The 20,225-nt window shown below is 66.2% G+C and carries 22 protein-coding genes and 1 pseudogene; 9 read left to right on the forward strand and 14 right to left on the reverse strand.

Annotation, left to right across the window (positions count from 1 at the left end; all coding sequences use genetic code 11):
• A pseudogene (locus tag GGQ98_RS18375) lies at positions 1-99 on the forward strand (IS481 family transposase); the annotation flags it as partial.
• On the opposite strand, the gene GGQ98_RS09625 reads toward GGQ98_RS18375, so the two are convergent.
• Entirely contained in the window at positions 75-620 is a 546-nt protein-coding gene (locus GGQ98_RS09625; RefSeq protein WP_184068640.1) for a TonB-dependent receptor plug domain-containing protein, read from the reverse strand. The pseudogene GGQ98_RS18375 and the gene GGQ98_RS09625 overlap by 25 nt on opposite strands.
• A 277-nt stretch (positions 621-897) precedes the next feature.
• On the opposite strand from GGQ98_RS09625, the gene GGQ98_RS18805 reads away from it, so the two are divergent.
• Together GGQ98_RS18805 and GGQ98_RS09635 are read left to right on the forward strand one after the other, a co-directional pair.
• Positions 898-1,992: a helix-turn-helix transcriptional regulator gene (locus GGQ98_RS18805; RefSeq protein ID WP_341534177.1), complete on the forward strand. Its 1,095-nt coding sequence runs from the start codon at positions 898-900 to the stop codon at positions 1,990-1,992.
• A gap of 16 nt (positions 1,993-2,008) precedes the next feature.
• Positions 2,009-2,770, forward strand: a complete 762-nt coding sequence (locus tag GGQ98_RS09635) for a helix-turn-helix transcriptional regulator (RefSeq protein ID WP_184068643.1) — start codon at positions 2,009-2,011, stop codon at positions 2,768-2,770.
• Between the two features lie 199 nt (positions 2,771-2,969).
• On the opposite strand, the gene GGQ98_RS09640 is transcribed toward GGQ98_RS09635, so the two are convergent.
• The 5 genes from GGQ98_RS09640 to GGQ98_RS09660 all read right to left on the reverse strand — a co-directional run bounded on the left by GGQ98_RS09640 (position 2,970) and on the right by GGQ98_RS09660 (position 6,979).
• Complete coding sequence (locus tag GGQ98_RS09640; protein ID WP_184068646.1) at positions 2,970-3,500, reverse strand: dihydrofolate reductase family protein; 531 nt, start codon at positions 3,498-3,500, stop codon at positions 2,970-2,972.
• A 66-nt stretch (positions 3,501-3,566) separates the two neighbouring features.
• Positions 3,567-4,859 carry a phenylacetate--CoA ligase PaaK gene (gene paaK, locus GGQ98_RS09645; RefSeq protein ID WP_184068649.1) on the reverse strand — a complete coding sequence of 431 codons (1,293 nt, stop codon included), beginning with the start codon at positions 4,857-4,859 and terminating at the stop codon, positions 3,567-3,569.
• A gap of 14 nt (positions 4,860-4,873) precedes the next feature.
• Entirely contained in the window at positions 4,874-5,428 is a 555-nt protein-coding gene (locus GGQ98_RS09650; protein ID WP_341534178.1) for a VOC family protein, read from the reverse strand.
• A 10-nt stretch (positions 5,429-5,438) separates the two neighbouring features.
• A complete protein-coding gene (locus GGQ98_RS09655; RefSeq protein ID WP_184068652.1) occupies positions 5,439-6,191 on the reverse strand; it encodes an SDR family oxidoreductase in 753 nt (250 codons plus the stop codon).
• Positions 6,192-6,193: 2 nt separating this feature from the next.
• Entirely contained in the window at positions 6,194-6,979 is a 786-nt protein-coding gene (locus tag GGQ98_RS09660; protein WP_184068655.1) for an SDR family oxidoreductase, read from the reverse strand.
• 168 nt (positions 6,980-7,147) lie between these two features.
• Between GGQ98_RS09660 and GGQ98_RS09665 the strand changes: the two genes are divergently transcribed.
• Positions 7,148-7,627 carry a 2,4'-dihydroxyacetophenone dioxygenase family protein gene (locus GGQ98_RS09665; protein WP_184068657.1) on the forward strand — a complete coding sequence of 160 codons (480 nt, stop codon included), beginning with the start codon at positions 7,148-7,150 and terminating at the stop codon, positions 7,625-7,627.
• A gap of 8 nt (positions 7,628-7,635) precedes the next feature.
• Positions 7,636-9,261 (forward strand): long-chain fatty acid--CoA ligase, encoded by a 1,626-nt coding sequence (locus GGQ98_RS09670; protein WP_207791338.1) that lies wholly within the window; start codon positions 7,636-7,638, stop codon positions 9,259-9,261.
• Positions 9,262-9,282: 21 nt separating this feature from the next.
• On the opposite strand, the gene GGQ98_RS09675 is transcribed toward GGQ98_RS09670, so the two are convergent.
• The 8 genes from GGQ98_RS09675 to paaI all read right to left on the reverse strand — a co-directional run bounded on the left by GGQ98_RS09675 (position 9,283) and on the right by paaI (position 15,477).
• Entirely contained in the window at positions 9,283-9,960 is a 678-nt protein-coding gene (locus GGQ98_RS09675; RefSeq protein WP_184068660.1) for a PEP-CTERM sorting domain-containing protein, read from the reverse strand.
• Positions 9,961-10,053: 93 nt separating this feature from the next.
• Positions 10,054-11,133 (reverse strand): 1,2-phenylacetyl-CoA epoxidase subunit PaaE, encoded by a 1,080-nt coding sequence (paaE, locus tag GGQ98_RS09680; protein ID WP_184068663.1) that lies wholly within the window; start codon positions 11,131-11,133, stop codon positions 10,054-10,056.
• 8 nt (positions 11,134-11,141) lie between these two features.
• On the reverse strand, positions 11,142-11,609 hold the full coding sequence (gene paaD, locus GGQ98_RS09685) for a 1,2-phenylacetyl-CoA epoxidase subunit PaaD (RefSeq protein ID WP_341534179.1): 468 nt from the start codon (positions 11,607-11,609) through the stop codon (positions 11,142-11,144).
• On the reverse strand, positions 11,606-12,358 hold the full coding sequence (paaC, locus tag GGQ98_RS09690; protein WP_184068666.1) for a 1,2-phenylacetyl-CoA epoxidase subunit PaaC: 753 nt from the start codon (positions 12,356-12,358) through the stop codon (positions 11,606-11,608). Before paaC ends, paaD begins: the two co-directional genes overlap by 4 nt.
• Entirely contained in the window at positions 12,358-12,642 is a 285-nt protein-coding gene (gene paaB / locus GGQ98_RS09695) for a 1,2-phenylacetyl-CoA epoxidase subunit PaaB (RefSeq protein WP_184068669.1), read from the reverse strand. The genes paaC and paaB overlap by 1 nt, the downstream gene beginning before the upstream one ends.
• Positions 12,643-12,656: 14 nt before the next feature.
• Complete coding sequence (gene paaA, locus GGQ98_RS09700) at positions 12,657-13,643, reverse strand: 1,2-phenylacetyl-CoA epoxidase subunit PaaA (RefSeq protein ID WP_184068672.1); 987 nt, start codon at positions 13,641-13,643, stop codon at positions 12,657-12,659.
• A gap of 140 nt (positions 13,644-13,783) precedes the next feature.
• Positions 13,784-14,986, reverse strand: coding sequence for a 3-oxoadipyl-CoA thiolase (gene pcaF, locus GGQ98_RS09705; RefSeq protein WP_184068675.1), 1,203 nt, complete (start codon positions 14,984-14,986; stop codon positions 13,784-13,786).
• A complete protein-coding gene (gene paaI / locus GGQ98_RS09710; RefSeq protein ID WP_341534180.1) occupies positions 14,983-15,477 on the reverse strand; it encodes a hydroxyphenylacetyl-CoA thioesterase PaaI in 495 nt (164 codons plus the stop codon). The genes pcaF and paaI overlap by 4 nt, the downstream gene beginning before the upstream one ends.
• A gap of 73 nt (positions 15,478-15,550) precedes the next feature.
• Here paaI and paaG point away from each other — a divergent pair, with 73 nt between their 5' ends.
• The 4 genes from paaG (at position 15,551) to GGQ98_RS09730 (ending at position 20,224) form a co-directional block, all read left to right on the forward strand.
• Positions 15,551-16,339, forward strand: a complete 789-nt coding sequence (gene paaG / locus GGQ98_RS09715) for a 2-(1,2-epoxy-1,2-dihydrophenyl)acetyl-CoA isomerase PaaG (protein WP_184068677.1) — start codon at positions 15,551-15,553, stop codon at positions 16,337-16,339.
• Positions 16,340-16,362: 23 nt separating this feature from the next.
• A complete protein-coding gene (paaZ, locus tag GGQ98_RS09720; RefSeq protein ID WP_184068680.1) occupies positions 16,363-18,375 on the forward strand; it encodes a phenylacetic acid degradation bifunctional protein PaaZ in 2,013 nt (670 codons plus the stop codon).
• A 78-nt stretch (positions 18,376-18,453) separates the two neighbouring features.
• Positions 18,454-19,032 carry a TetR-type transcription factor C-terminal domain-containing protein gene (locus GGQ98_RS09725; RefSeq protein WP_184068683.1) on the forward strand — a complete coding sequence of 193 codons (579 nt, stop codon included), beginning with the start codon at positions 18,454-18,456 and terminating at the stop codon, positions 19,030-19,032.
• A gap of 232 nt (positions 19,033-19,264) precedes the next feature.
• Complete coding sequence (locus tag GGQ98_RS09730; protein ID WP_184068686.1) at positions 19,265-20,224, forward strand: MBL fold metallo-hydrolase; 960 nt, start codon at positions 19,265-19,267, stop codon at positions 20,222-20,224.
• Position 20,225 lies beyond the last annotated feature (1 nt).

Raw genomic sequence — 20,225 nt, forward strand, 5'->3', positions numbered from 1 at the left:
GGCCTCACCCCATATGAATATGTCTGCAAAATATGGTCCGAGCAGCCAAAACGGTTTATCAGAGAACCGCACCATCAAAACGAGGGACTAAACACATAACCGTCGAGTTCATCGCCGGGCTGGTTGGAGATGATGTGGACGAGGCCGCCCGTCGCATTGCGGCCGAACAGCGTGCCCTGCGGGCCTTTCAGCACCTCGACGCGGCCGACATCGAACAGTTGCTGCACGCTCGATCCGCTCGAAGGCTGGTACACTTCATCGATGTAGAAGGCGTTCGCCGGCTCGATGTGGCCGGCGAAATCGTTCTGCGACACGCCGCGGATCGAGATGAGACCCGCGACCGGCGGGCCGCCGGGCGAAACGAACTGCAGACCCGGCGTCATTGCCGCGAGGTCGGTGGTGTCGCGCAGGCCGAGTTCGAGCAGGCGGTCGCCGCCGTGCGCCGTCACGGCGATGCCGATATCCTGCACGTTCGCGGCGCGCCGCGTTGCGGTGACGACGATCTCCTCGACGGTGTCGCCGCTTACCCCGGTCTCCTGGGCCGCCGCATGCGTCGCGCAGAGCGCGATCGCAATCGCGAAAACGCCGGCGCCCGTGTTGAACCCGCTGGTCCGTTTCATCAGTCTCGTACCTCCCCCGAAAGGCCGGTCGCGCACGCGGCGCCGGCGATCTTGCTTCTCGGCCCCTGTCATGCCCCGTTCGCCGCGCACCGCCTATAACGGGAAACACTCATGCCGGGGTGCCGCGCGAAAGCCGCTAGATTCCGGGACTTTTCCTGCGCGCCGTTTTCTGATTGAATAGGGAATGCACGGGGAAGAGTTCATTGAACGATCGGTCGTTCAATATACGGGCGCCGGTAGAGCGTAGCCGACCGTTGCAGAAAAAGGGGAGGCCAGAGTGCCCAGCGCGAATTTCTGTGAAGACCCCTCGGCGGGAATCTTCGAGAAGATCCTCTCGTGTGAATCCGCCGATGCGGTGGGTGAAACGCTTCTGGAGCCGATGGTCGATGCGCTCGGCGCGACGAGCGGCGTGTTCATGCAGATCTTTTCGTCGCCTTGCGGCGGCCGGCATTTCGGCGCGCGCAGCTATGTCGGCGGCACGCCCGCTTCGGTGGACGCGTATGTCGACGGGCTCTACGCGCTCGATCCGGTGATCCGCCCGGTGATGGACTGGATGGACGCGGCGCGCGGACCCGCACCGAACCTGCTGACCGGATCGTTCGAGCACGATCTGGAAGACGATCCGCAGTATCGCGACACCTTCCTGCGCCCCTACGACATCGGCCACGTCGTCGCGGTCGCGATGCCGATGAAGACCGGCCTTGAAACGCAGCTCGCCTGCGTCGGCTTTCATCGCCGCCACGGCGACATCGCCTTCCTGCCGCAGCAGCTTGCCTGGTTTCAGCGGCTGGTGCCCGCGATCCGCTCGGTGCTCTATGCGCTCGCCTGCCGCGAAGCGCTGGCGCTGTCCGAAACCATCGCGCTTGCCGCGCGCGAGGCGGGCGCCGAAATGGGCTTCCTGATCCTCGACGAGGATCTTGTCGTGCGCAACGGCAACGCCAAGGGCATGGAGGATCTGGGCCTTGCCGGGGCTTCGCTCGGCGGATCGTCGGTGCTCGGCGAGATCAAGCAGCGCCTGCTGGCGGCGGATCGCGCGCCGGGCGCGGCATTCGGCTTCAAGACAAGCGGCATGCGCGCGTTCGACATTGAAGTGCGCAATTTCGAAACCGCGGACGGCCGCACCTTCCATCTCGTCGTCACGAGCGGCGGCGGCCCGCGCCATGCGATCGGCGACGCCTGCCGCCGCTTCGGCCTCACCGAGCGCGAAACCGAGATCGCGCGGCAGATCGCATCGGGCAAATGCAACGCCTCGCTCAGCCACGAACTCGGCATCTCGCTGCGCACGGGCGAGAACCACCTGCGCTCGATCTACCGCAAGGTGGGGGTGAGCAGCCGGACGCAGCTCGTCTCGCGCTTGCTGCACATCCAGTAACGGCAGATACTGCGGCATGGCCGAATGTCCTCCCCTGCTTGATCCCGATGTCGGCGCCGCGCTCGTTGAAACGGCGGGAACGCCCGTGTTCGGCCTGCTGATGCTGAACGCCGCGCAGCGCGTGGCGGGGGTGGACGAGATTTTCGCCTATCACGTCCAGGACGGGCAGCGCCCGGTCGCGCTCTCGTCGATCAGCGAGCGCGGCGACCACGATCTGCGCGCGCGCCACTATGCGGAGCGTTTCTACCATCACGATCCCGTCGTCCACGCGCGCCGCCGCACGGCCGCGGGTCGCGGCTTCGTGGCCTGCGTGCGTGCCGGGGAGATCGGCCTGCGCGATTACCGCGCGATCTGTTTCGAGCAGCCGCGCTTCGCCGACAAGCTCTGCTTCGGCTGGCGCGGCGCCGGGCGCGCGATCGTGCTCAGCTTCTACCGGCGGGACGGGGGCGTTGGCATGCAGGGCGACAGCGACGGCACCGCCGCGCTCGCCGCGCTCGCCAACGTCGGCCTCACCGCGCTCGCCCGGCAGACCATCGCGGCACCGAGCCCGGAGGGCCGGATCGTCGAACGCCTGGAAGCCCGCCTCGCCCGCACCTTCCCGTCGCTGACACTCCGCGAGCGGCAGGTCGCCGCGCGCACCATCGCGGGCTGGACCGCCGAGCGCACCGCAGACGCGCTCGCGATCCGCCGCAGCAGCGTCCTCACCTACCGCCAGCGCGCCTACCAGCGCCTCGGCTTCTCCGGCGCATCCGATTTCCTGCCCGCGATCCTCGACTGAGTTTCACTTGTCGCGGCGGCGATGACGGGCCTTCGGGCATGCTGAGCCTGGTTCAGCCTTTCCGCCCCCCATCGTCATACCGGCGCAGGCCGGTATCCATAACCGCCGCTGTATGGGTACCGGCCTGCGCCGTATGACGGTGGGGGGGTGCGATCAGCGCGCGCTACCTTGGGGAGACCGCAGTTTTAATACGCGGTCGTTATGCCGAAACGTATGTCAGCCTGACCACATGTTCGCCGATACGGTCGTGCGCAACGAGCCGCAGCGACGGCCGCGAGCCGGCGAAGAATGCTTTCCCTTCGCCGAGCACGACCGGATGAACATACACGCGATATTCATCGACAAGGCGCAGTTCGGTGAGGCTCGCGGCCAGTTCGGGTCCGGCGACTTCGATCTCTCCGTCAAACCGATCCTTGAGCATGCGGATCGCCGACTCTACCGCATCATCGACAAGCGTGGCGTTCGGCCCGACCGACGTCAATGTACGCGACACCACCCACTTCGGCAGGCGCCGCCACGCCGCCGCATAGTCGCGCCGCGCGTCGTCCCAATCGGAATGATCCTCGTCCCAGTAGCGCATCGTCTCGTACATGCGGCGACCGTAGATGGTCGCGGCCAGCCCGCGAACGTCGTCGATAAAGTGACGGAAAAGCACAGGATCGGGTGCAAACGCCATATGGTCGACATAGCCGTCCAGCGACTGGTTGAGGGCATAAACGAGCTTCGCCATGGGAATGATTCTATGCGCAATTTTCCCAAAACCCAATGGCGATGAGGCATTTGTAACTGCGCGACCTTAGCGCGAACGCTTGTCCACCACCCGCGCCGCCTTGCCCTGCGAGCGAGGCAGCGATCCCGCAGGGTGGACGTCGATCTTCACGCTGATGCCCACCATGGTCTTGATGCGGTGGGCGAGCGTGTCGGCGTGCGCCGCATGGGTCGCCGCATCGGTGTCCTCGCGCGCCTCGACCGACAGGCGCACCATGTCCATCCGGTCCGGCCGGGTCAGTTCGATCATGAAGTGCGGCGCGAGCGCGGGGATCGACAGGATATGCTCCTCGATCTGGCTCGGGAACACGTTCACGCCGCGGATGATCATCATGTCGTCGCTGCGCCCGGTGATCTTCGCCATGCGCCGCATGCTGCGCGCCGTGCCCGGCAGCAGCCGGGTGAGGTCGCGCGTGCGGTAGCGCACGATCGGCATCGCCTCTTTGGTCAGCGAGGTGAACACAAGTTCGCCCTCCGCGCCGTCGGGGAGCACCGCGCCCGTTTCGGGGTCGATCACCTCGGGGTAGAAATGATCCTCCCAAATGGTGAGGCCGTCTTTCGTCTCCACGCACTCCTGCGCCACCCCCGGCCCCATCACTTCGGAGAGGCCGTAGATATCCACGGCATCAATCGCGAACGCATTCTCGATCTCGGCGCGCATCGCCTCGGTCCACGGCTCGGCGCCGAAGATGCCGGTCTTCAGCGAGCACGCCGCCGGATCGAGGCCCTGCCGCCGGAACTCGTCGAGGATCGCCAGCATGTAGCTCGGCGTCACCATGATGATCTCGGGGGCGAAGTCGGTGATCAGCTGCACCTGCTTCTCGGTCTGCCCGCCCGACATCGGGATCACCGTGCAGCCGAGCGCCTCCGCGCCGTAGTGCGCGCCGAGGCCGCCGGTAAAGAGCCCGTAGCCGTAGGCGACGTGCACCTTGTTCCCCGGCCGCCCGCCCGCCGCATGGATCGAGCGCGCGACGAGCGCCGACCATGTCTCGATGTCGGCCTTCGTGTAGCCCACCACCGTGGCCTTGCCCGTCGTTCCCGACGAGGCGTGGATGCGGGACAGCTTCTCCTGCGGCACCGCGAAGAAGCCGAACGGGTAGGCGTCGCGCAGGTCTGCCTTCGTCGTGAACGGGAACTTCGCAAGGTCCGACAGCGATTTGAGATCGTCCGGGCGCACCCCCGCCGCATCGAACTTCGCGCGGTACGCCGGGTTGCCGGTGTAGGCGTGCGCAAGGCTCGCGCGCAGACGCGACAGCTGCAACGCCGTTATCTCGTCACGGCTCGCTGTCTCAATGGCGTCGAGGCCCCTGGCATTCTTCATGTCGCGGTTCTGCCTTACGCGGCCGGGGGCTGCAACACGCGGATGGGGTCGCTGCCGTCCCAGTTTTGCGACGCGGCCTGCATCATCGTGAAGAAGGCCTCGGTCTGGTCGGTCATCTCGATCAGCTCGATCATGCCGGGCAGCACGTCCGACGTATCCATATAGGCCGCGCGCGCGCCGACTCCAGCGACGCCGTACAGCGCCATGTCGTGGCCCTGCGCCTGGTATTTCGCGACGTCCGCGTCGAAATCCGCGCACGAGACCGCGAAGTGGTGGAAGCCCCAGCCGCGCTTCTGCTGAACCTCGGTGTAGACCGACGGCGTCTCCCAGTTGTTCTGCTGGATCAGCTCGAAGCTCATCGATCCCGAGAAGCCGATGGCGAGCGTGATATCGAGCTCGGTCGGCTGGCCGCGATACTGCGCGTCGAGCAGCGGGAAGTGCTCGATGACGAACCAGGGCCCGCAATTGAGGCGCGGCATATAGTGCTTCATCGCCGCCGTGATGTCCGGCACGATGTAGGCGACCTGCATGATGGCGCCCATCGGCTGGCCGAAATTGAGTGTGCGCACGCCCTGTCTCCTAGTTGGTGAGGCTCATGCCGCCGTCGACGACGACGGCGGTGCCGGTGATGAAGCGCGCTTCGTCCGACACCAGGAACAGCACGGCGTTCGCGATATCCACCGCCTCCTGCCACGTCTTCATCGGCACCTTGGTGAGGAAGGCCTGCGCGGCGTCCTCCTCGCTGATGCCGTGCTCGGCGGCGGTGCGCGCGATCAGCACGTCGTGCATCGGCGTGCGCACCTGCCCCGGGTGCACGCTGTTGCAGCGGATCGCGTAGTTCTTCTCGCAGCAGTGCAGCGCGATCGTGCGCGTGAACTGCGCGACCGCCGCCTTCGATGCGCCGTAGGCCGCGATGAACGGCGTGGGCACCAGCGCGCCGATCGACGACATGTTGACGATTGCGCCGCCGCCGCCCTTCGCGATCGCGGGCATCGCGTATTTGCAGGCGAGGAACACGCTTTCCACGTTCACCGTGTTGATGCGCCGCCAGTCTTCAAGTTCCGCGCCTTCCGGGTCCATCGGGCTTTTGCTCGACGAGATGCCCGCATTGTTGACGAGCCCGTCGAGGCGGCCGTGTTTCGCCAGCGTGTCGGCGATCAGCGTCTGCCAGCCCGCTTCCTCGGCGACGTCCTGGCGGGTGATGCCCGCGCCGCCCGCGATATCGGTGCGGATGACGACCGCGCCTTCTTCCGCCAGCCGGTCCGCGATCGCCGCGCCGAGCCCCGCCGCCGCGCCGGTGACGATGATGACCTTGTTTGAAACGCGTCCCATGTTCAGCCTTTCGTGTGCGCGCTGGAGGGGCCGGCGAGCTGCGCGCCGTCGATGATGAGCGGCGATCCGCTCAGCATGGCGGCTTCGTCGGAAACCGCGAAGAGGATCGCGCTTGCGATGTCGTCCGGCTTCGCGATGCGGCCCATCGGCACGAGGCGCGCCATGCCCGCGATCATCGCCGCCCGGTCTCCGATCGCGTCGGCGACAGGGTCCAGCATCTCGCTGTCCACATAGGTGGGGTGCACCGACACGCAGCGGATCGGCAGGCGCTGTTCCGCGCAGTAAAGCGCGACCGATTTCGACAGCGTCGTCACCCCGCCCTTCGACGCGCAGTACCCCGCCACGTCCGAGATGCCGACCAGCCCGGCGAGCGACGACACGTTCACGATCGCCCCGCAGCCGCCCGTCTGCGAGATCGCGCGGATCGCCGCCTGGCACCCCAGCATCACGCCGGTGAGGTTCACCGCGATCATCTTGTTCCAGTGCTCGATCGTCAGGTCCATGATCGAGCCGGGAAAGCCGATGCCCGCGACGTTCGCGAGGCTGTCGAGCTTGCCGAAGCGCCCGACCGTGGCGGCGGGCGCCTCCGCCCACGCCGCCTCGTCCGTCACGTCGAGCCGAAGCGGGAGCGCGGCATCGCCGATTGCGGCGGCAGTCGCTTCGGCCCCGGCGAGATTGATGTCGGTGACGCCGACCCGCGCGCCCTCCCGCGCAAAGGCGATGGCCGTCGCGCGCCCGATGCCGGACGCCGCTCCCGTCACGATGGCGACTTTGCCCTGAAGGCGCATGGCCTGACCCTCTCAGTTCCCGATTTCACGCCGGTGAAAGCTAGAGGGACGGGCAGCCATTCCAATAGCGGGAACCACCTAAGCACGTAGGTGTTTCCCGCCATTTCAGGGTTCCGGTCCGCGCGTCACTATCCCCGCCTGAAATTGAGGAACGAGGGAGGTTCGATCATGGTTCTGCTGACACGCGAAGATGCGCCCGATATCGAAGAGACGAAGCGCCACGCCCCGGCGTTCTACAATCTAAAGGATCTGCCCTGGCACGACTGGGTGATGCCGGACACCTGGTTCAAGCTGCTCAACGTCAACCCCTTCACCGGCGGCTTCACGATGCTGCTGAAGGTGGGGCCGAACAACACCGCGCCTGTCCACGGCCATGTCGGTTCGGTCGAGGGCATCCTGATCGACGGCGGCTTCGGCTACGGCGACGATCGCGGCCGCGCCGGCGATTACGTGCGCGAGATGGGCGGCATCAACCACATTCCCGACACCGACGCGGACGGCATGGTGATGTTCGCGGTCGTGAACGGGCCGCTCGTGGGCTACAATGCCGACGGCAGCATCGCCGCTGTTGTCGACGCGAAATTCATGTACGGTCTTGCCGCCGCGCAGGGCGCTGCCGATCACATCGAAAAGCCGGCTGACTGGTAAGGGGAACAATGCTGGGGTTGATGCAGGATAGTCCGCTGCTCATCAGCGGGCTCTTGACCCACGCCGCCGCCGCGCACGGCAAGCGGCCGATCGTATCGCGCCTCGTGGATGAACCGATGTGGCGCTACGACTATGCCGGACTCGCCGCGCGCACCGCGCGTGCTGCGCATTTGCTGCGCAGCATAAGCGTGGCGCCCGGCGACCGGATCAGCTCGCTCGGCTGGAACACGCACCGCCACATGGAGCTGATGTTCGCCGCCCCCGGCATCGGCGCGGTGCTGCACACGGCGAACCCGCGCCTCACCGACGAGCAGATCGCCTACACGATCGAACATGCGGGCAGCACGATCCTGGTCTACGAGCGCAGCTTCGCCGATCTCGTCGAACGTCTGGCGGCGCTGTTGCCGCAACTCACGCGCTTCATCATGCTGAGCGATGCCGAGCATACGATCCCCGGCAGTGTGGGTGCGGAATCCTGGGAAACGCTGATCGCGGGCCAGCCCGATACGATCGACTGGCCGCGCCTCGACGAGAATGCGGCGGCGTTCCTCTGCTACACGTCGGGCACGACTGGTCATCCCAAGGGCGTCGTCTACAGCCACCGATCGACCGTGCTCCACGCGATGGCGGCGAGCCTGACGTCGGCGTTCGGGCTCGATGTGTTCAATTGCATCATGCCGTGCAGCAGCTTCTATCACGCGACCGGCTGGGGGCTGCCGTTCGCAGGCGCGCTGAATGGCTGCGCGTTCGCGCTGCCCTGCGACCGCATGGACCCGGCGAGCCTGCATGAACTCGTGCTGGGTGAAGGCGTCACCTTCTCGGGCGGGGTGCCGACGATCTGGACGATGTATCTCGATTATCTCGGGCGCACCGGCGAGACCACGGCGCAGCTCCAGCGGCTGGTGATCGGCGGCTCCGCCGTGCCGCGCGCGATGGCGGAGGCGTATTCGCGCACCTACGGCGTCAAGGTGCTGCAGCTCTGGGGGATGACCGAACTCAACCCGCTCGGCGTCGTCGCGACACCGACGCCCGCGCTCGCGGAAGGCGGCGCGGATCATGTCGACGACATCATCTGGACACGGCAGGGCCGGATGCAGTTCGGCGTCGAGCTTCGCATCACCGACGAGGAGAACCGCGTCCTCCCGCACGACGGCGAGACCTCCGGCGCGCTCAAGGTGCGCGGGCCATGGACGATCGAGCGCTATTACCGCGCGGACGGCAGCACGCTCGACGAAGACGGCTGGTTCGATACCGGCGACATCGCCACCATCGACGGCGACGGCTTCATGCGCATCACCGACCGCGCCAAGGACGTCATCAAATCGGGCGGCGAATGGATCAGCTCGATCGACATCGAGAATATCGCCGTCGGCCTACCGGGCGTGAAGGTCGCGGCGGTCGTGGGGGTGCATCACCCGAAATGGGAAGAGCGCCCGATCCTCGTGCTCGACCTCTATGAGGACGCCGACGTCACCGAGGCGGCGATGCGCGCACACCTCGCCCCGGCCATCGCGAAATGGTGGATGCCCGACCGCATCGTCTTCGACGCCGTGCCGCTCACGGCGACCGGCAAGATCGACAAGAAGACCCTGCGCGCGCGTTATTTGAACTGTCTGGACGAGGCGGCGGGCTGAGCAGGTCGTCGTCGTATAAGGTCAGCCCCTGCGGCGTCTCAATCCAAGTCCTGCCAGTCCAAGGCCGAACAGCGCGAGGGTGGTGGGCTCGGGAACGGATTCGATGACGATCCGCATATCCGAGAGCCCGATGATCGTGTCGGCATAATTGTCCGTCGCAAACTGTATCCCGAGAAAGTCCGCTTTCTCCTTCAGCATCACATTGAGCAAAGCTGTAATGTCGAAGACACCGTCGAGCCCGTACGTCCCGTCGCTATCGTTCCATTCCATCTCAAAGGAATAGATTTCCGACTTTCCTACCAGTGTATAGTCGTCAAGAGTTGTTACGCCGTCCCCAGTATAGGCGAAAATACAGTTTCGAGAATTGCCGTCGCCGTAGTGGTCGAGTGCGCTGAATCTCAGCGTGGCACTCTTCACCTTCTTCTTGACGTTAGAAATATCAAACTCAAAGCTGGCACGATTATCGTCGGCGAAGAACCAGCCACCCATATTTCCGATCTGGCCGTAATCGGACGTACCCGCGCTCCATAAAACGGGCCCCGGTCGCGATGTATTGCAATTGTTGCCATTTTCGGGGTCATAGCCCTCCGGTATTTCTCCGACAAACGAGCCGGAAGCGGCAGGGCTCAGTATGACCGACTTTGCAATCGCTGGCGAAGCGACACACACAGCAATCGCCGCGCACGAAAGTACACGCATCGTCTGTCTCCCCTGTTTGAAGGGAGGCTATGGTTAATTGACTGTTGCGACAACGATTCGATTGGAACGCGACCGTCAGGCGTCGTCTCGAACTCAGGCGTCGTAATCGACCGCGACGTCGTCGGTCATCGGCACCGCCTGGCAGGTGAGGATGTAGCCCTGCGCGACTTCTTCCGGGGAGAGGCCGTAGTTCGCCTTCATGTGCACCTCGCCGCTTGTCAGCCGGGCGCGGCACGTGGCGCAGACGCCCGCCTTGCAGGCGAACGGGGTCTGCATACCGGCGGCGCGCGCGTTTTCCAGGATGCTGCCCTGCGCGCTGTCGAAGGTGATGCGGCGGCGGCGGCCTTCCAGCGTCACCTCGACCTTGCGGCCTTCCGCCGTCTTTTCGATCTCGCGCTCCGCCGCGGCCTGCTCGTCGGTGGGGCGGTCGATGGTGAAGCGTTCCACCTTGATGCGGTCGGCGGGGACGCCTGCGGCGGTGAGCGCGGTTTCCACGGCATCCATCATCGGCCCCGGGCCGCAGATGAAGGCGGCATCGACATCTTCGGCGTCGATGAGGCCGCTGAGCAGTTCGGCGAGCTTTCCGGAATCGAGGCGGCCGTTGAAGAGGGCGATATCCTCGTCGTCTTCGTCTTCAAGGAAGTGGTAGGCTTCGAGCCGGTCGAGGAAGCGGTCCTTGAGCGCGGCGATTTCTTCCAGGAACATGATCTCGTTGCTGGCGCGGTTGCCGTAGAACAAGGTGAAGCGGCTTTTGGGCTCTTCCAGAAGCGTGGTCTTGAGCAGCGAGAGCACGGGCGTGATGCCCGATCCGCCCGCGAAGCCCACATAGTGCTTCTGCGCGGCGGAATCGAAATCCCACGAGAAGCTGCCGTGCGGGGGCATCACCTCGATCGTGTCGCCCGCCGCGAGCGCAGTGTTCGCCCAGCGCGAGAAACGTCCGTCGGCGATCGCCTTGATCGCGACGCGAAGCTGGCCTTCGTGCGGGGCGACGCAGAGCGAATAGTTGCGGCGCAGATCTTCGCCGCCCACGTCCGCGCGCAGCGTGATGTGCTGTCCGGCGCGGAAGGCGAAGGTCTCGCGCTCGGCTTCGGGCACGTCGAACAGGATCGAGATGGCGCTCGGCGTCTCGCGGCGGATTTCGGCGATCTTCAGCGTGTGGAAATGCGTGGACATTCAGGGCCTCAATGGCATTTGAAACGGTCGAAGGGCTCAAGGCAGTCGTTGCACTGCCAGAGCGCCTTGCAGGGGGTGGAACCGAACCGGCTGATCTCGTGCGTGCTGCGCGAATTGCAGCGGGGGCAGGTGGCCGGCTCGCCGTTCATGCGGACGTCGTCGGGCGGGGGATCGATGCCGTAGGCGCGCAGTTTCTCGCGGCCCTCCGGCGTGATCCACGCCGTGGTCCACGGCGGCGACAGACAGGTTTCGACGGTGACGTCACGCATCCCCGCCGCGTCGAGCGCCTCGCGGACGGAAAGCTGGATCACCGCAGTTGCCGGGCATCCGGTGTAGGTCGGCGTAATGAGGACGCGCGGCGGCTGGGCATCGGCGAGCACGTCGCGGATGATGCCGAGATCGACGAGCGACACCGCCGGAATCTCCGGGTCCGGTACGGAGGCGAGCACGGCCATGATGGCGCGTGCGTCGTTCACCAGACGGCGTCCGGATACGTGCGCGGGATATGCTGCATCACCGCGAGGATGTGCCCGAGATGTTCGGAATGATGGCCCTTGCGGCCGCCGACGACGCCGCGCGGCAGCTGCATTTCGGGCAGGCCCGCCTCGGCAAGCACCGCCGCGACGCGCGCGTCGAAGCCCGGACGCAGCCCCGCCGGATCGACCGCGACGCCTTCGGCAACGAGCGTTTCCACGACCGCATCGGCCTGGAACAGCTCTTCGACGAAACGCCAGTGCCAATCGAGCCCGTCGATCATCCGCCTGCGGCTTTCCTCGGTGCCGTCGCCCAGACGGATCACCCAGTCGCCGGCGAGTTCGGCATGATAGGTGACTTCCTTCACCGCCTTTGCCGCGATTTCGGCGAGGCGCGCGTCCTTGGAGGCGGCGAGCCCGTCGAACAGCGCCTTCTGCCATGTCGAGAACAGGAACTGCCGCGCCATCGTGCGCGCGAAATCGCCGTTCGGCTGCTCGACCATCAGGCAGTTCGTCCACGCCATCACGTCGCGGTGAAAGGCGAGGCGATCGTCGCTGCGGCCCTTGCCTTCGACTTCGCCCGCATAGCCGAGAAACAGCTGCGCCTGACCGATGAGATCGAGCCCGATGTTGGCGAGCGAGAGATCGACTTCGACCGCAGGGGCATGGCCGCACCACTCGGAAAGCCGCTGCCCGAGCACGAGGCTGTCGTCGCCGAGACGCAGCGCATAGGAGAAGAGCGCGTTTTCCATCACATGTGCTTCACGGCGTCGGGAAGGTCGTAAAACGTCGGGTGCCGGTAGACCTTGCTTTCGGCCGGTTCGAACATCGGCCCCGCCTGCTTGGGATCGGACGCCGCGATATCCGACGAACGCACCACCCACAGGCTGACGCCTTCCATGCGCCGCGTGTAGGTATCGCGCGCGTGGCGCAGCGCGATCGTCGCGTCGGGCGCATGCACCGATCCGGCGTGACGGTGCGAAAGCCCGCCCCGCGCGCGCACGAACACTTCCCAGAGAGGCCAATCGGTCTTCATGTTTCGTCTTTCCTTCAGGCTGCGGCCTTGAGACGGCGGCGGGCTTCATGGGCGTCTGCGGCTTCGCGGACCCAGGCCCCGTCGTCCCACGCCTTGCGGCGGGCTTCCATGCGTTCCTTGGCGGTCGGCCCTTCGCCGCGCACGACGGCGTAGAACTCGTCCCAATCGAGCGCGCCGTAATCGTAGTGACCGCGTTCCTCGTTCCACTTCAGATCGGGATCGGGCACCTTCATGCCGAGCAGGTGGACCTGCGGCACGGTGGCGTCGATGAACTTCTGGCGCAGCTCGTCGTTCGTTTCGCGCTTGATGCGCCAGCGGATCGACTGCGCCGAATTGGGTGAATTGTCGTCGGGCGGGCCGAACATCATGATCGCGGGCCACCACCAGCGGTCAATGGCATCCTGCACCATCGCCTTCTGCTCGTCGGTGCCGTTCGACATCACGATCAGCGCATCATAGCCCTGCCGCTGATGGAAACTTTCTTCCTTGCACACGCGCACCATCGCGCGCGCATAGGGCCCGTAAGACGTCCGCTGCAGCGGCACCTGGTTCATGATCGCGGCGCCGTCCACCAGCCAGCCGATGGCGCCGATGTCGGCCCAGGTCAGCGTCGGATAGTTGAAGATGGTGGAGTACTTCGCCTTGCCGCTGTGCAGCGCGTCGATCATCTCCTCGCGCGAGGCGCCAAGCGTCTCGGCGGCGGAATAGAGGTAGAGGCCGTGGCCCGCCTCGTCCTGCACCTTGGCGAGCAGGATCGTCTTGCGCTTGAGCGAGGGCGCGCGCGTGATCCAGTTGCCTTCGGGCAGCATGCCGACGATCTCGCTGTGCGCGTGCTGTGAAATCTGGCGGATGAGCGTGCGGCGATACGCGTCGGGCATCCAGTCCTTGGGCTCGATGAACGCGTCGGCGGCGACCCGCGCCTCGAACGCATCGATCAGCTCCTGCGGCTCCTTGATGGCGACCGGCTTTGAATCGGATTTCTGAAGTTCGGTGGTGTACACGGCGGGCTCCTTCCTCACTGTGGACTTTATAATAAATCGACCGGACGGTCAATTATTATTTGGTCTTTCGTCGTATGGAGAAAAGGGGGGTTTGTTTGCCCCTCTCCCCGGCCCTCTCCCCGGCGGGCGAGGGAGGATAATCAGACGCGTTCCATGAGCAGGGCTATGCCCTGCCCGACGCCGATGCACATCGTGGCGAGGCCGTAGCGCCCGCCCCGGTTCTGCAGTTCGATGGCGGCGGTCATCGCAAGACGCGCGCCCGACATGCCGAGCGGGTGGCCGAGCGCGATGGCGCCGCCGTTGGGGTTCACGTGCGCGGCATCATCGGGAAGCCCGAGCTGGCGCAGCACCGCGAGGCCCTGCGCGGCGAACGCCTCGTTGAGTTCGATCACGTCCACATCGCCGAGCGCCACGCCGGCGCGCGCAAGCAGCCTGCGCGTGGCGGGTGCGGGGCCGATGCCCATGATGCGCGGCGGCACACCCGCGACAGCGCCGCCGAGAATGCGCGCGATCGGCTTCAGCCCGTGGCGCGCCGCCGCCGCTTCGCTCGCGATCAGCAGCGCCGCCGCGCCGTCGTTGACGCCGCTGGCGTTGCCCGCCGTGATCGTGCCGTCCGCGCGCACGATGGGGCGCAGCTTGCCGAGCGCCTCGATGCTCGTTTCACGCGGATGTTCGTCGCGCTCGACGATCACCGGATCGCCTTTTTTGCGCGCGATCGTGACCGGCACGATTTCCTGGGCAAAGCGCCCCGAAGCCTGCGCGGCTGCAGCGCGGCGCTGGCTTTCGACCGCGAACTTATCTTGATCCGCGCGCGAAACGCCGAAATCATCCGCGACGTTTTCGGCGGTTTCGGGCATCGAATCGATGCCGAAGCCCGCCTTCATCAGCGGATTGACGAAGCGCCAACCGATCGTGGTGTCGTAAACCGTGTTGCTGCGCGAAAAGGCGCTGTCCGCCTTCGGCATCACGAAGGGTGCGCGCGTCATGCTCTCCACGCCGCCCGCCACGATGAAATCGGCGTCGCCGCTGCGGATCGCGCGCGCCGCCATCGCCACCGCGTCGAGGCCGGAGCCGCACAGGCGGTTGATCGTGGTGCCGGGCGCGCTTTCGCCGAGCCCCGCAAGCAGCGCCGCCATGCGCGCGACGTTGCGATTGTCTTCGCCCGCCTGATTGGCGCAGCCCATGATGACGTCGTCGAGCGCATCCCAATCGATGCCGGGATTGCGCGCGGCAAGCGCCCTCAGCGGCACCGCGGCAAGATCGTCGGGCCGAACCTCGGCGAGCGATCCGCCGTAGCGGCCGATCGCGGTGCGCGCGGCGTCGCAGATGAAAGCGTCGGTCATTCCTGTTCCTCTTCGATCACGGGTCCGCCGATGGTGCGGCTGAGCCCCTGGAATTCAGCGATGATGCGGCCGTCTTCGCCCATGACGCTGACGGCATAAACCCCGGTGCGGCCCTTCACGGCGCGCTCCTGCGCCTCGGCGACGATCCGTTCCCCCGCGCGGCCTGCGTCGATGAAGCTGATGCTCGCGTGCTGCGCCACCGTCTGCACGTTGCGCGAATTGCAGGCATAGGCAAAGGCCGTGTCGGCGAGCAGGAACACCATGCCGCCGTGCGCCATGCCGAAGCCGTTCAGCGTACCGGGCGACAGCCGCATCGCGACGCGCGCATAGCCTTCGCGCGCGGCTTCGATTTCCAGCCCCAGCGCGGGCGTGGTGCCTTCCTTCGCCGCCATGGCGCGCGCGATGCGCAGCGCCGTATCATCGGAGGACTGCTTTGCGGGGGGCACCGGATTCGGCTTCATCGGATCGGACATGCAAAGCAGATAGCGCACGATTTCACGCTTGCCAATAATTGTTCGACCGTTCATTCTATGATTAACGATTTCAGATTGGGGAGGCTCCCGCTTGTCTTTCGAAACGATCCTTTTTGATCTCAGCGAAGGCGTCGCGACACTGACGTTGAATCGCCCGGACCGCCTGAACAGCTTCACCGTGCAGATGCACGGAGAGGTCGCGCAGGCGCTTGACCGCACCGAGAAGGAGGGCGCGCGCGCCTTGCTGCTGACGGGCGCGGGGCGCGGCTTCTGCGCGGGGCAGGATCTTTCCGACCGCGCCGTGGCGCCGGGCGACAGCGCCGTCGATCTCGGCGATTCGGTGGAGCGGTTCTACAATCCGCTGATCCGCCGCCTGAACACGATTCCCATTCCCGTCGTCTGCGCCGTGAACGGCGTCGCGGCGGGCGCGGGCGCGAACATCGCACTTGCCTGCGACATCGTTCTTGCCGCGAAAAGCGCCAAGTTCATCCAGTCCTTCGCGGCGATCGGCCTGATCCCCGACAGCGGCGGCACATGGGTGCTGCCGCGCCTGATCGGCCAGGCGCGTGCGCTCGGCCTCGCCATCACCGGCGAGCCCCTGAGCGCGGAACGTGCCGAGGACTGGGGCCTGATCTGGAAGTGCATCGACGATGAGGCGCTGGCCGGTGAAGCACGCGCGCTCGCCGTCCGCCTCGCCGCCGGACCGACGCAGGGGCTCGCCGCGACGCGGAAGGCCATTCGCGGCGCGTGGGCGAACACGCTCGATGAAGAGCTTGAGAACGAGCGCGACCTGATGCGCCGCCTCGGCTTTTCCGCCGATTACAAGGAAGGCGTCGCCGCCTTCATGGAAAAGCGCAAACCCAAATTTACCGGCGCCTGAGCCGATATCGGAGCGATGACGTCATGACTACGTTTCTCGAAAACTACGCCGAAGGCCGCTGGGTGAAGAGCGCGGGCGGGCTTTCGCCCATCCATTCCGCACTCACCGGCGATGTCGTTGCCGAAACCGGCAGCGACGGGCTCGATTTCGGCGGCATGGCGGAGCATGCCCGCAGGAAGGGCGGCAAGGCGCTGCGCGCGATGACCTTCCACGAGCGCGCGGTGATGCTGAAGGCGCTCGGCCAGGCGATCATGGAGCGCAAGGAAGAGCTTTACGACCTGTCGTGGGATACCGGCGCAACGCGCACCGACAGCTGGATCGATATCGAAGGCGGCGCGGGCACGCTGTTCTCCTACGCCTCCAAAGGCCGCCGCGAGCTGCCGAACGACCGCATCCTCCTCGACGGCGACACCGAAGTGCTGGCGCGCGACGGCACCTTCATTGGCCAGCACGTCTACACCTCGATGCAGGGCTTCGCGCTGCACATCAACGCGTTCAACTTCCCCGTGTGGGGCATGCTCGAAAAGCTGGGGCCGACGCTGCTCGCGGGCGTTCCGGCGATCGTGAAGCCTGCGTCCGCCACGGCGTATGTGGCCGAGGCCGCGTTCCGCATCATGATCGAAAGCGGCGTGCTGCCCGAAGGCGCGCTGCAGTTCATCGCGGGCATGCCGGGCGATCTGTTCGACCATCTGACGGGCCAGGATTCGGTCGCCTTCACGGGATCGGCAAACACCGCCGCGAAACTGCAGCAGGTGCCGGTGATCGCGCGCGAAGCCGTGCGCTTCACGGCGGAACGGGATTCACTGAACGCTTCGATCCTCGCGCCCGACGCGGCGCCGGGCACGCCGGAGTTCGACCTGTTCGTGAAGGAAGTCGCGCGCGAGATGACGGTGAAGGCGGGGCAGAAGTGCACCGCGATCCGCCGCGCGCTCGTGCCTGCGGGCCTGATCGATGCCGTGCAGGAAGCACTGTCGGCGCGGCTCGCCAAAACGGTGGTCGGCGATCCGCGCACCGAAGGCGTCACCATGGGCGCGCTCGTCAGCCGGGCGCAGCGCGACGACGTGCGCGCGAAGATCGCCGAGCTTTCGGCGGTCGCGCCGGTCGTTTACGGCGACCCGAACGCGGCGGACGACGGCAAGGGCGCGTTCTTCGCGCCGGTCTTGATGCGCACCGACGATCCGTGGAAGGCGGACGCGATCCACGAGGTCGAGGCGTTCGGCCCGGTCGCGACGCTGATGCCCTATGCCGATCTCGCCGATGCGGCGGCGCTCGCCAACCACGGCAAGGGCTCGCTCGCGGTTTCGGTGTTCACGCACGACGGCGCGACCGCGCGCGAACTGCTGCTCGAATCCGGCGCATTCCATGGTCGCATGGCGTTCCTCAACCGCGAGTCCGCGAAAAGCTCGACGGGTCACGGATCGCCGCTTCCGGTGCTTGTTCACGGCGGACCCGGCCGCGCGGGCGGCGGCGAGGAAATGGGCGGCATCCGCGGCGTGAAGCACTACATGCAGCGCACCGCGCTGCAGGGCGATCCGGGGCTGCTTTCAAAAGCGCTCGGCGAATATCTGCCCGGCGCGCCGATGCAGGAAGGCCCCGTCCACCCCTTCCGCCTGCGCCTCGGCGAGCTGGAGCCGGGCTATACGCTGAAAACCGGTTCGCGCACGATCACGCTCGAAGACATCGAGCATTTCGCGGCCTTCACCGGCGACAATTTCTACGCGCACATGGACGAAGAGGCCGCGAAGGCGAGCCCGATCTTCGGCGGGCGCGTGGCGCACGGCTATCTGATCCTGTCGTTCGCGGCGGGTCTCTTCGTCGATGCGCCTCCGGGGCCGGTGCTCGCCAACTATGGCCTGGAGCACCTGCGCTTCGTGAAGCCGATGAAGCCGGGCGATTCGATGAAGGTGTCGCTCACCGTGAAATCGAAATCGCAGCGTTCGCCGGAGATGGGCGAGGCGCGCTGGGCCGTGCGCGTCACCAACCAGGACGACGAGCTTTGCGCGACGTACGACCTCCTCACGATGAACGCGGTGTAAGCGGGGCGAAGCCGTTGCAGGCGCAGGGCGCTCCGCCTAGACACGGACGCTCCGGACTTCGAAACGAAAGGGGCGCGGGTGGCGCGGACACAGGCGGCTGATTACGACGAGCGGCGGACAACCGTGCTCGACAAGGCGGCCGAGCTTTATGCGCATGCGGGCTTCCACGGCTGCTCGATCGCCGACCTCGCCGCCGCGTGCGGCATGTCGAAGTCGCTGCTGTATCATTATTTCGCGTCGAAAGAGGATATCCTCTTCGAGATCATGGACGGCCACATCGGCGCGCTTGCCGAAGTCGCCGACGCATGCCGGAGCGAGCCCGACCCGAAGGCGCGGTTCGGCAAGCTGACGCACGGTTTCCTCGAACTCTACGCCGACGCCTCCGCGCGGCACCGCGTGCTGGTGAACGACCTCGACAAGCTGCCCGAAGGGCGCCGCCGGCATATCGTGGACACCGAACGCACGCTCGTCGATCTTGTCGCGCGCACCATCGGCGAAATCGCGCCCGCGCTTTCCAAGGACGACGCCCGCGTGCGCGCCATGCTGTATTTCGGCATGATCAACTGGTCGCACACGTGGTTCCACCCCAAGGGCAGCTTCACCGTCGAGGCGCTCGCCGATACGGTGATCGACCAGATGCTGGGCGGGCTGCGCTAAACCCCTCGCCCGCTTGCGGGAGAGGGAGGAGCCTGCCGCGAAGCGGTGGGAGGGTGAGGGAAGGCCCTCACCAACTGCGCGCAGGCCTGCGGCTGACGCTTCGTATCCTCTCCCGCAGGCGGGAGAGGAGTGGTGCTTGTCATCAGGTCTATCGACAGACGGGCGGGCGCCCCTCGTCTAAACTCCCCCTCAAGGCCCGCAAACGCGGCGTGACATTTGAGGAGGCTTACCCTTGGCTAAACCATTCGCATCTTCGGCGGACACCGCCGAGAAAACCGAAACGCTGGAGATCCTGGCCGACGGCGTTTACGCGCTGACCGCCGAGGGCGACCCCAATGTGGGCGCGTTCGAGGGTGAGGATTTCGTTGTCGCCATCGAGGCGCGGGCGACGCCGGTTGCCGCGCGCGACTGGCTGGCGAAGCTGCGCGAGCACACCGACAAGCCGGTGAAATACCTGATCCTGACGCACTACCACGCCGTGCGCGTGCTCGGCGCGAGCGCCTTCGAGGCCGAGCATATCATCGCCAGCGACGCGACCCGCAAACTGATCGAGGAACGCGGCATGGAGGACTGGGCGAGCGAGTTCGGCCGGATGCCGCGCCTGTTCAAGGAGCCCGATTCGGTGCCGGGGCTCACCTGGCCGACGCAGACCTTCGCCGACACGTTCGAGATCGAACTGGGCGGAAATCGCGGCAAGCTCGACCTCGCCTTTTGCGGGCGCGGGCACACGGCGGGCGACATCGTGGTGTGGCACGACAAATCGAAAACATTGTTCGCGGGCGATCTCGTGGAGGCGGAAGCGGCGCTCTACACGGGCGACGCCTTCCACATGGACTGGGCGGCGGGCACGCTCGACACGGTGAAGGCGTACCGCGCCGAAAACCTGATCGGCGGGCGCGGTCGCGTGCCGCGTGGCCTCGCCGAGACCGACGCGGCGATCGAGCAGACGCGCGAATTCCTGAAGACCATGATCGACAAGGTCGGCACCGTGCACCGCGCGGGCGGCACGCTGAAGCAGGCGTTCGAGGCGACGCACGAAGCGCTGTTCCCCAAGTTCGGGCGCTGGCCGATCTTCGAGCATTGCCTGCCCTTCGACGTGCAGCGGCTGTGGGACGAATTCGAGGGCATCGACTGGCCGCGCATCTGGACGATGGAACGCGACCGCGAGGTCTGGGCCGAGCTTCAGGACTGAC

Source organism: Sphingosinicella soli (genome assembly GCF_014199685.1).
GTDB lineage: Bacteria > Pseudomonadota > Alphaproteobacteria > Sphingomonadales > Sphingomonadaceae > Sphingosinicella > Sphingosinicella soli.